The 9,854-nt window shown below is 27.9% G+C and carries 10 protein-coding genes; 1 reads left to right on the plus strand and 9 read right to left on the minus strand.

The features are described 5' to 3' along the window. The 9 genes from U9R42_10920 to U9R42_10960 all read right to left on the minus strand — a co-directional run. Positions 1-704: DUF3575 domain-containing protein (locus U9R42_10920; GenBank protein ID MEA3496537.1), on the minus strand; the 704-nt coding region annotated here is incomplete at its 3' end. A gap of 249 nt (positions 705-953) precedes the next feature. After that, positions 954-1,478 carry a Spy/CpxP family protein refolding chaperone gene (locus U9R42_10925; GenBank protein MEA3496538.1) on the minus strand — a complete coding sequence of 175 codons (525 nt, stop codon included), beginning with the start codon at positions 1,476-1,478 and terminating at the stop codon, positions 954-956. A gap of 40 nt (positions 1,479-1,518) precedes the next feature. Beyond that, positions 1,519-2,049 (minus strand): periplasmic heavy metal sensor, encoded by a 531-nt coding sequence (locus U9R42_10930; protein ID MEA3496539.1) that lies wholly within the window; start codon positions 2,047-2,049, stop codon positions 1,519-1,521. Further along, positions 2,049-2,543: a zf-HC2 domain-containing protein gene (locus tag U9R42_10935; GenBank protein MEA3496540.1), complete on the minus strand. Its 495-nt coding sequence runs from the start codon at positions 2,541-2,543 to the stop codon at positions 2,049-2,051. The genes U9R42_10930 and U9R42_10935 overlap by 1 nt, the downstream gene beginning before the upstream one ends. Before the next feature lie 47 nt (positions 2,544-2,590). Further along, positions 2,591-3,160 (minus strand): RNA polymerase sigma factor, encoded by a 570-nt coding sequence (locus U9R42_10940; protein MEA3496541.1) that lies wholly within the window; start codon positions 3,158-3,160, stop codon positions 2,591-2,593. A gap of 81 nt (positions 3,161-3,241) precedes the next feature. Then, positions 3,242-4,318: a hypothetical protein gene (locus tag U9R42_10945; protein ID MEA3496542.1), complete on the minus strand. Its 1,077-nt coding sequence runs from the start codon at positions 4,316-4,318 to the stop codon at positions 3,242-3,244. Between the two features lie 186 nt (positions 4,319-4,504). After that, complete coding sequence (locus tag U9R42_10950) at positions 4,505-4,738, minus strand: acyl carrier protein (protein ID MEA3496543.1); 234 nt, start codon at positions 4,736-4,738, stop codon at positions 4,505-4,507. 110 nt (positions 4,739-4,848) lie between these two features. Beyond that, positions 4,849-6,678 (minus strand): gliding motility-associated C-terminal domain-containing protein, encoded by a 1,830-nt coding sequence (locus U9R42_10955; protein MEA3496544.1) that lies wholly within the window; start codon positions 6,676-6,678, stop codon positions 4,849-4,851. 512 nt (positions 6,679-7,190) lie between these two features. After that, positions 7,191-7,766 (minus strand): hypothetical protein, encoded by a 576-nt coding sequence (locus tag U9R42_10960; protein ID MEA3496545.1) that lies wholly within the window; start codon positions 7,764-7,766, stop codon positions 7,191-7,193. A 160-nt stretch (positions 7,767-7,926) separates the two neighbouring features. Between U9R42_10960 and U9R42_10965 the strand changes: the two genes are divergently transcribed. Next, complete coding sequence (locus tag U9R42_10965) at positions 7,927-9,717, plus strand: hypothetical protein (protein MEA3496546.1); 1,791 nt, start codon at positions 7,927-7,929, stop codon at positions 9,715-9,717. Positions 9,718-9,854 lie beyond the last annotated feature (137 nt).

The raw sequence follows: 9,854 nt of genomic DNA on the forward strand, positions 1-9,854 counted from the left end.
TAAAAAATATATCCAATAGAAATTCCTGTACGAAAAGACGGTAAAATAAATGTAGCTACTCCTTTAATGTAATCGTAGGCGGCTTCTGTTTTCACTCTTTTGTTAAAAATGGGCATATCGGCAATTTCAATATCAATGTCTTTTTTTAGTTGTAAATAATCTATTCCGCTTTCGTCAGAATTATACATTAAACTAAAGGAGTTGTAATTTACACCTATTCCAAGTATATACCAATCTATTGAAATAACTTCTTTAATTGTTCCTTGTATTCCAAATTGAACTCCACCTCCAATAGTGGAATATGTGCCTTGTACTCTTGTTTCTATATTGTCATAAGTGTTGTTAAATTTAATAGAATAATTTCTGTATCTAAGGAATGGTGCAATATAAAAGCCTGATAGGTCGTCTTTTTTTTCAAGATAAAATCTGAACTCTGGTAAAATTGAGAATCCTGTCAATATATTTTTAATTTCCAAATCATCAACAACAGGATTGCTTATAAACATATTTGGGATTTTTCGGGGAATAAAAAATCCTGCATTTATGGCAAATGATGTCCTATCTGTTATTTCTCTTTCGTAATTTAAACTAATGTTTGTTAAAAATAGTTCACTAATATGTAGCTTAATAATATTTTCTTGGGCATAAATTTTTGCTACAAAAATATTGAGAAGGAGAATTGAGACTATAATTATTTTCTTCATATTCGTTTAAAGAATGTTTAACTGGTATTATTTGAAAACACAAAGCTATAATTTATACCGAAAGCTTATCATGTAACAGAAAATAAATTTTCTTAAAATATATTCATTATTGATTAATATTATTTAATGTTGCAATCAAACCAGTATTCCTTTCTTTAATTTGCTTTAATTTTTTGTTTTTTTTGCAAAAAAAAAGCTCTGTATTATTTAAAACACAGAGCTTTTATGAGAGAAATATTTTAATATTTTTTATCTTCTATGGTATCCTTGGCAATTATCTTGATTCATTCCTTTTCTTGGACCCATGCCATGTTTTTGTCCTTTTCTGTGAGATGAATGCATGTTAAAATAAACTTTTTGCTCATCAGTAAGAATATTCCTGATTTCGTTTTTGTGAGAAATCCTGTTTTTCATCATTTGCTTTCTCAAGTCAGAAATGTCGTCAACTATTTTGTCAATGGCTGTGTTATCCATTTTATCCTGAGTAATCAAAGTGGTTAGTTTTGCATTTTTTTCTCTAAGTTGATTTCTAATTGGAAGAATTTTTTTCATGTGCTTTGTTCTAAGCTTTTTAATACTTTCTATTTGATTGTCTGTTAAATTGGGAATATTACAGGAATGATTAAAATCATTATTCATTTCTCTGTATTGACTTTGTGGTGATTTTGTTTGTTTGTTCAATTTCCTTTGTGCAAATGCATTTGTTGAAAATGTGCTTGCGATAAATACTGTAAAAAGTATCATGCTGATTGTTTTTAAATTTTTGTTTTTCATAATTTTTGTTTTAATAAGTTAAATAAAAGTGTTTTAAATATTATCTTAAAGGATGATTCATTTGCCTGTGCATTGGTCTTTTATGCATTTCATTTCCGTTATGAAATCGTCCTTTTTTGTTAGTCATTTCTTCAAAAATTGCAAATAATGTTTTTTCTTGTTCTTTATTGCAGATACTACGCATGCTTAAAAAGAATTTTGTAGATTCATTTTTTAGTGCAGCGTGAAGCTCACCTGTTTCTACTGCAAGTTCATTTAGTTTTAGCGAATCAGGTTTGGCAGAAGTGATTTCTTCAAATAATTCTATATGTTTTTGACTTAGCTCATTGGAAATATTTTTCATATTTAATCTGAATTCATCTCTAAATTGCTCAAATTCTGCTTTTTGATTATCATCAAGCCCCAATTCGTTGAAAATAAATTTATGAGAATTATGCGGTTGTTGTAAATGTCTGGGATGGTAATTTGTTTTTGAATTAAGTATTATTAATGTAGCTATGGTTGAAATATTGAGAACTGCCAATATTATTACACTTATTGTAAGGTTTCGTATTTTGTTAAAATAATTCATTATTGGTTTTGATTTGATGTTAAAATAAAATATTCAATACTTTCTTCGTTTATTGCTGTCATGTAGTATTCATTTTTTACAGCTTCTATTTTATCTTCTCTTGTTGATTCTTCTGAAAAATAATTCTCAGAATTGTTTAAGTTTAGTCCGATAAAAATACCTGTAAATGCTGTGATAACAATTAGCATAGCAGCAATAGCTAATGAAATTGTATTTGTTGAAAATAATTGTGATATTGAAAATTCTTTTGGTTTTTTATTTTGTTCAATTTTATTTTGTAAACGTGTAAAATAGAAATCATCAGTTGTTTTTGATTTTTCTTTTTTAATTATTCCGTATGTGTTTTTTAATTGAGAATATAATTGCATACACTCATCACATCCTTGGATATGATTTTCAAATTCTGCTTTTTGTTTTGAAGAAAGATTTTCTTCAATGTAGGACAGAATGTTTTTATGTGTGTTTTTGCAATTCATGTTTTCCGATTTGTTCATAAGACACTATATTTATTTAAAACTTGTGTTTTCAGTTAAGATTATTTTTATAGACCCCCTCTATAGTAATGAATTAGTTTTTTCTGTAATTTCTTTTTAGCTCTAAATAGTAATGATTCTACAGATGATAATGACAAGTCCATAATTTCAGAAATTTCATTGTAAGACATATCTCTGTATTTATTTAGTGTAAATGCAATTTTTTGATTTTTGCTTAGGGAATCAATGGCTGTAGATAAAACTTTTGCTCTTTCTTTTTCTTCAATAATTCCATCTGCTTGAATATTATCAGTAATATCAGATTCATTGCTTACTGCATTAAAAGTACTTTCAAAACTTTGAACATGCTTGTGTTTTTTATTTGAGCGGATAAAGTTCAGGGATTTATTTACAGAAATACGATATAACCAAGTAGAGATTTTTGATTCTACTCTAAATTTGTTGATTGAGCGTAATACTTCAATGAAAACTTCTTGACTAAGGTCTTCTGCATCAGCTTCGTTATGGACAAAACCAATGCAAGTTTTAAATACTAAATTACGATATTTCTCAACAAATTCTTTAAAAGCAATGTTGTCTTGATTGATAATCGCATTTACTAATTCCTTGTCGTTCATTAAGTTATTGCTTGGATGTTTCGTATTAACTTCAAATTTATAAATAAGACACGAATTTAGGAAATTTCTTGCGTTCAGATTTTAAAGTTCCCCATTAGGTTTTCCTATTTCGATATAGGAATATTCCCAGATGAAATCATTTTTAGCAATGATTGATTCTTTTATGTCAATGAAATAAATATAATTTCTTTTCTTGATTTTTATGAGTTCATCATTATCATTCTTGAATGAAAAAGATTTTTTTGCTTTGTATTTAACAATATTGTAATAAGGGTAATGTTCTGTTTTTTCTTTTTTCAATTTAGTAAAAATAGGATCTTTGATTGAATAAATAGTTTTTTCAAAAGTTACTTTATTGTGATTTACACAAACGATTCCTTCACACATTGAAACTACTGTGTTGTAATTTTTATTGTTAAAATATTTTTTTAAAGAGTTGATTCTATCAGTAAATAATTTTGGTTGTAATTTGTTGTCTTTAATATGAAAACCTGCATCTGCAACGTAAAGCATTGGGAGAATGTTATCAGCATATTTTAATATTTCTTTCTCATCAAATCCTCTTTCTGAATTATGTTCCGGAATTTCAATTATGGAAATAAAAGGGAATAGTTTTTTGTTGCCAATTTTTGATTTGAAATATTTAAGAATCTTCAAATATCTTTTGTTGTTTTTCCCATTAGGAATATTTATCCATTCCATATCAACAACATATCCATCACAATATATTTTGATAGTATCCATTGAAAGAAGAAAATTGTCAATAATTTCTTCATGTTGTTTGTATAACTTTTTAAACCCTTTGCTACCATAACTATCCAGAATCCAAAAATAAATTTTAACATCTTTATTTTTTAAAAAATCACTAAAGGTTCTTAGATTATTCTGACTTACAGTTGTATTAAATAGTCCATTATAAGCAAAAGGGTCTTTTCTGCCTAAATGAATAATGACTTTGTCATATTTTTTTGAAATATTATTAGCAGTTTTTATAATGGATAAACTGTCAGAGTCGTGAAATAAGTTTTGTATTATGGCTGATTTTCCAATAATAATTCCTTTGGAAAATGAACTAAAAGAGAGGAGTAGTAAAGCTAAGATGAGAAATCTTTTCATTGAATAACAAATAATTGAAAATAGCGATAATGCTATTTTCATACCAAATTATGAGAAGTCCCCTTAATTAGTGTCTCTAAGAAAACTCTGCAAAATTAGATTCCTATCTTTTTGCGATATTTTTATCTTTCTCAACTCACTGATGCTAAGGCATCGCCTCGTCTCAAAAAATAAAAATCTCATCAAAAATCTTAGAAATCATAAAATTTGATAGTTTTCTTAGAGGCACTAATTAGAAATTGAAGAAACGTAGTCAACAATATTGCCAACAGTTTTAAATTTTGTTGTTTCTGTTTTGTTAAAAATTACATTACATCTGTATTCAACTGAATTTAAAAAGCAACATAAGTCAAAAGAATCAAAACCTATATCCTCTTTAAGCCTTGCTCTTGGTTGAATGGTTTCTTTTTCTCCTCCAAGTTCCCTGATTATTCTATAAATTCTGAGATTTACGTTTTGCATTATTTGTTTGTTTTTTTTATTAGACTATCCAAATGTAAAATGGTTGCGTTTGGGCTTTTTATAGTTTTTGTTTTTCGTTACTAATTTTTATGTGCCTACAACTTCTACTTTTATCTTATCAACTTAAAACGACCAAATCTTTTTTCATGTGAAATGCCGTGAATATTAGCTGTAAGAATATAAAAATAAACTCCTTCAGGGGATTTTTGAGTATTATAATTTCCATTCCAGCCTTCATTAATATTTACTGATTCAAATATTTGTTCTCCCCAATTATTAAAAATTAATAATTTGTAATTACTGATGTTACAGTTAGTTATAGGAATAAAAACTTCATTTTTATCATCATCATTGGGAGAAAAGGCATTGGGAATAAATAAATTACATGAGCAATCTGTAAAAGATAATATAATTGAATCGCTTGTTGATCCGCAATCATTTGTAACTTTTACGTAATAAAGTCCTGAATCTGAAGCAATATAAGTTGAGCGAACTGATCCGTCTTGCCATAAATACGAGCTATTTGGAAAGGAAACATCAAGTATTGTAAAGCTTCCTAAACAAAGTGAAGTATCTTTACCCAAATCTATTTCAGGAATGGAATGAATACTAATGTTTTTTAAATTACTTGTAGTAATTCCTCCATAATAAGCCTTAACAGTAACAGTAAAGGTCTTTTCACTTTGATAAAGATGAGCAGGATTGTCAAGTGTTGAAATGTTTTCTGAACCGGAAGCAGGCTCACCGAAATTCCAAAGAATAGAGTCTGCCTTTGAGCCTCCAAACTGAAAATATGTAGAATCACCGATGCACTCACCTTTGTAACTAAATGAGGAAAACAATGGTGTAGAAATAAATGTTGGTAATCCGAAGCTTGATTCTTTTCCATTCAAGTGAAATCCGTTTGTTACAAAATTACATTCAATTCCTTTTTTGTTGGGGCAATTTATTACACCCAGATATTTATTTTGATCTTCTGCAACATAAATTTTCCCATCGCGTGCTATTTGAATAGCTCCAAAATATCCTGAATAAGTAGCAATTTTTACCCTTGATTTTATTATTTGGTTGTCTGAGCCTGCTTCAAGGTCATATTGATATAAATTGTTTCCCCATCCTTCTGTTATATATAGAAATCTGTTATTGGGGGAAAATTCAATACCATAAGGTCCGTAATTTTGAAAATTACCATGTGTTAAAGGATTTGATAAAATACCTGTTGATTTATTAAAGTCAAATATTTCAATATTTCCAATATTCCAGTTTGCTGAAACAATTTTTCTTCCATCATGTGAAGACCTTAAATATCCGGCTGAGTTTGCATGATCGCCTGTAATTGCTGTTCCCACATTACTTATTACTGCTGTTGTGTTTACACCGGAAGGAGTAACAATGTATGCAAAAAAATTACTTGTTCCCCATTCATGTGTAATTACCCAAATATCTTTATCGTTAGCATGCTTTAATGCTGTAATTTTTTCGCAAGTAGGAGTAACTAATGCAATGTTTTTGTTAGAAGTTATATCTCCAAGTCCTCCTGCTAACGTCATGTCAACCTCTGAATAACATAAACCATAAGCTCCTGCTAATGCATCAACAGTAAAAATGAAATAAATGGTATTTGAATTTGGTTTAGGTATTATTATCGCTGATTGAGAACTTGAATAATGTCCATGTAATGAGCTTCCATTACTCATTGGTACATGATTTCTATTATAAACTGTTCTTCCGTCTGTATAAAAAAGTAATTTTCCACTTATATTAGAAATTGATGCACAACCTTCTTTTGTATTTAATTTTCCGTTTGTTAAAGCAACGGGATGACCACTCCCGAAATCAATTCCTGCATTTTCACCGAAATACCAAATATTTGCTTCATTTTGAGCAAATAACGGTAAAACAATAATCCATAGAATTAATATTTTTATTAATTGCTTCATTTTAGTTTACTATGTTTCTAATTTTAATAGTCATTTAATAGAACGTATATTTTTTTGTTTCATTACTTAAAATATTGAATTATTCACTTAAATAGTTAAAATAATTTCCCCGTAAAATTAGTAAATTAAAAGTATAGTTTCCAAGTAAATTTATAAGTGAATTAAATGTTTGTCGGTAAATATTAGATAGTTAGCTTGTTGATAAACCTTTTTGGACAATTTTATTGCTCAAGGAAACCTCCTTTAAACAAAAATCTCAAATATTAATAATCAAAATCCAAAATAAGAACTAATAAATTCAGAACAATTGAAATGGGTAGATTTTAGTGAGGGAGGTAACATTCGAGATTGTTTAGATAGTGCCTCTTAAAAAACTCTCAAAAAATAAAAATCTCACCTGCCTGACGGCAAAGGCAGGTCAAAAATCTTAGAAATCATAAAATTTGATAGTTTTCTAAGAGGCACTAAATAGAATAAAAATTAAGCAAATTTATTGAAAGTCAAATTCGCTATTAACGTTTCCATTTTCTATACTTGTAAACCAAACTTATATCATCAGTAGGGTCTTCTTCAACAATTGTTTTGAAAAAGACTTTTACGGGACTTTTCTTTTTGATTTTCACTTTCCATTGAATAATTGGAAGTTTGCTTTTATTTCCTATTATTTCTCCATCAGTTTCAGCAAGTGTTTCCATTGTATTACTTTTGTAATAATAAAGAGATGAACATTTACAATTTTTGTTTTTGAAAAACTTGATATCTTCATAATTATCAAAAGTAAATTTTACTTCTCCCATCAATTTATTATCTTCTTCATATAACCTTTTTGATATTACTTTATAATTTGGATTATCTTCTTCGAAACTATTTCCTTCAATATAGTCATTTATCAGTTCTTTAAAATCTTTTTCAGATTCATCCTTATCACCATCCTTTTGAGAAACTATATTGACAAATTTTATTGTGCCATAGCCTGAACCATCATAGTTTATAACAAAATTATATACCTTAGATTCGGTTGTTAAACAACTGCTCATAATTAGTGGGACTATTAAAAAAAGCAGTATTCGATTAATAATTTTTTTCATTTTTTACCTCCGGTTATTTTAATTATTAAAAAATATAACATATATTTAGATGCCAAATATAATACAAAATTGTGATATAAGTTGAAAAGGTTAAAAAAAAATTGACGGCAAAGAAATTGTATGATAAAAATTTTTTATAAAAGTTCAATTTCCCATTTAAATGAAAGCAAAAATTTTAGAAACTTACAATGATAGAATAAGGATATTTACCGGTGAGTTTAAAGCTGTTTTAAAAAAAATTAGATGGACAGCCTTTTTTAGATTTCTTGTTTTTGCAGTTGGTACAGCTCTAACAATTTATTTATTCAAAATAGATAATGTTCCTGCATTTATTGTTCTGGCAATATCGTTGATTTCTTTTTTGTTGGTTGTTAAATATCATGGGAAATTGAAAGATCAAAAGAAAAATCTATCTTTTTTAATTGATATTAATAATGAGGAAATTCAGAGATTGAATTTTAAAACAAATGGGTTAGATGATGGTAATGAGTTTGTTGACAATAGTCATTATTATTCTTCCGATTTAGATGTTTTTGGTGAAAAATCACTTTTTCAATATTTAAACAGGTCTGCAACGGTAATTGGAACAATTAAATTGGCAACTTGGTTGAAAAACAAAGCGAAAAAGGAAGAAATTGAAGAAAGACAGAAAGCTATTTCGGAGTTAAAAGATAAATTGGATTGGAGACAGCAATTTCAGGCAACAGGTCGTATTCAAGTGGAATCAGGGGTTGATTCAAAAGAAATATTAGACTGGCTTAACAAAGATGTGAATTTTGCAGGGAAAAAAATCTATGAATTTTTGCTTTTGTTTTTGCCATTTATTACAATTGTAGCTTTTATACTTTCAATATTTGTGATTCCTGCAAAAATTCCAATTTTACTGGGTATTTTCCAACTGGCATTTATTGGGTCTCATTTGAAAAAAATTAACTACGAACATAGTACAACAACAAAAAAGTTAAAACTAATAAAAAAATATGCAAATCTGATTGCAGAGATTGAAAATGAGAGTTTTAGTTCTGCAAAATTAAATAATCTAAAGCAAAAATTAAAAAAGGATAATACTTCTGCAGGGGAAAATATTCAGAAACTAAGTTCTATTATCGGTTATTTTGACAATAGATTAAATATGCTGGCTGCTATATTTTTGAACGGACTTTTATTATGGGATCTTCAATGTGTTGTGAGATTGGAAAAATGGAGAAAAAAATACAGCAATGAATTCCCACTCTGGTTTGATGTTATTTCCGAAATTGATGCTCTGTCTGGAATAGCAGGATTTTATTATAATGACAATAACCTTTGTTTTCCAATTATTAGTGATGATAACTTTTATTTGAAAGCTGAAAATTTGGGGCATCCAATGATACCTGACACTGAAAGAGTTCCTAATGATTTTGAGATAGACGGATTAAGCAGATTTTTTATAATTACAGGTTCAAATATGGCTGGGAAAAGTACTTTTTTGAGAACGGTGGGTGTAAATATGATACTTGCAATGACGGGAGCTCCGGTTTGTGCAAACAATTTTAAGTTTTCAATTATTCAAATTTTTACTAGCATGAGAATTACTGATGATTTGTCAAACCGTGAATCTACATTTTATGCTGAATTAAAAAGATTGGAGCAGATTATTAATGAAGTTGAAAAGCAAGATGTTTTTATTTTGCTTGATGAAATATTGAAAGGAACAAATTCCAAAGATAAATTAAAAGGTTCCAAAGCTTTAATAAAACAATTAATTAAAGAAAAAAGCACAGGAATAATTGCTACTCACGACCTTGAATTAGCAAAGCTGGAAGATGAATATAAACAAAATATTTTTAATTATAATTTTGAAGTAAATATTGATAAAGGACAATTTAATTTTGATTACAAACTAAAGAAGGGTGTTTGTAAAATATTGAATGCTACTGAGCTTATGAAAAAAATGGGAGTTAAGGTTTGATACAATGATGTAATGATACAATGATTTAATGATACAATGATTTAATGATACAATGATTTAATGATACAATGATTTAATGATACAATGATTTAATGATACAATGATTTAATGATACAATGATTTAATGATACAATGAT

The sequence above is a fragment of the Bacteroidota bacterium genome, from assembly GCA_034723125.1.
Taxonomy (GTDB): domain Bacteria; phylum Bacteroidota; class Bacteroidia; order CAILMK01; family JAAYUY01; genus JAYEOP01.

Excerpts from the sequence above, each read along its gene's own strand:
- U9R42_10940 (MEA3496541.1), bottom strand. The coding sequence starts at position 3,160 with ATGAACGACAAGGAATTAGTAAATGCGATTATCAATCAAGACAACATT.
- U9R42_10965 (MEA3496546.1), top strand. The coding sequence starts at position 7,927 with ATGAAAGCAAAAATTTTAGAAACTTACAATGATAGAATAAGGATATTT.
- U9R42_10945 (MEA3496542.1), bottom strand. The coding sequence starts at position 4,318 with ATGAAAATAGCATTATCGCTATTTTCAATTATTTGTTATTCAATGAAA.
- U9R42_10925 (MEA3496538.1), bottom strand. The coding sequence starts at position 1,478 with ATGAAAAACAAAAATTTAAAAACAATCAGCATGATACTTTTTACAGTA.
- U9R42_10930 (MEA3496539.1), bottom strand. The coding sequence starts at position 2,049 with ATGAATTATTTTAACAAAATACGAAACCTTACAATAAGTGTAATAATA.
- U9R42_10935 (MEA3496540.1), bottom strand. The coding sequence starts at position 2,543 with ATGAACAAATCGGAAAACATGAATTGCAAAAACACACATAAAAACATT.
- U9R42_10955 (MEA3496544.1), bottom strand. The coding sequence starts at position 6,678 with ATGAAGCAATTAATAAAAATATTAATTCTATGGATTATTGTTTTACCG.
- U9R42_10960 (MEA3496545.1), bottom strand. The coding sequence starts at position 7,766 with ATGAAAAAAATTATTAATCGAATACTGCTTTTTTTAATAGTCCCACTA.
- U9R42_10950 (MEA3496543.1), bottom strand. The coding sequence starts at position 4,738 with ATGCAAAACGTAAATCTCAGAATTTATAGAATAATCAGGGAACTTGGA.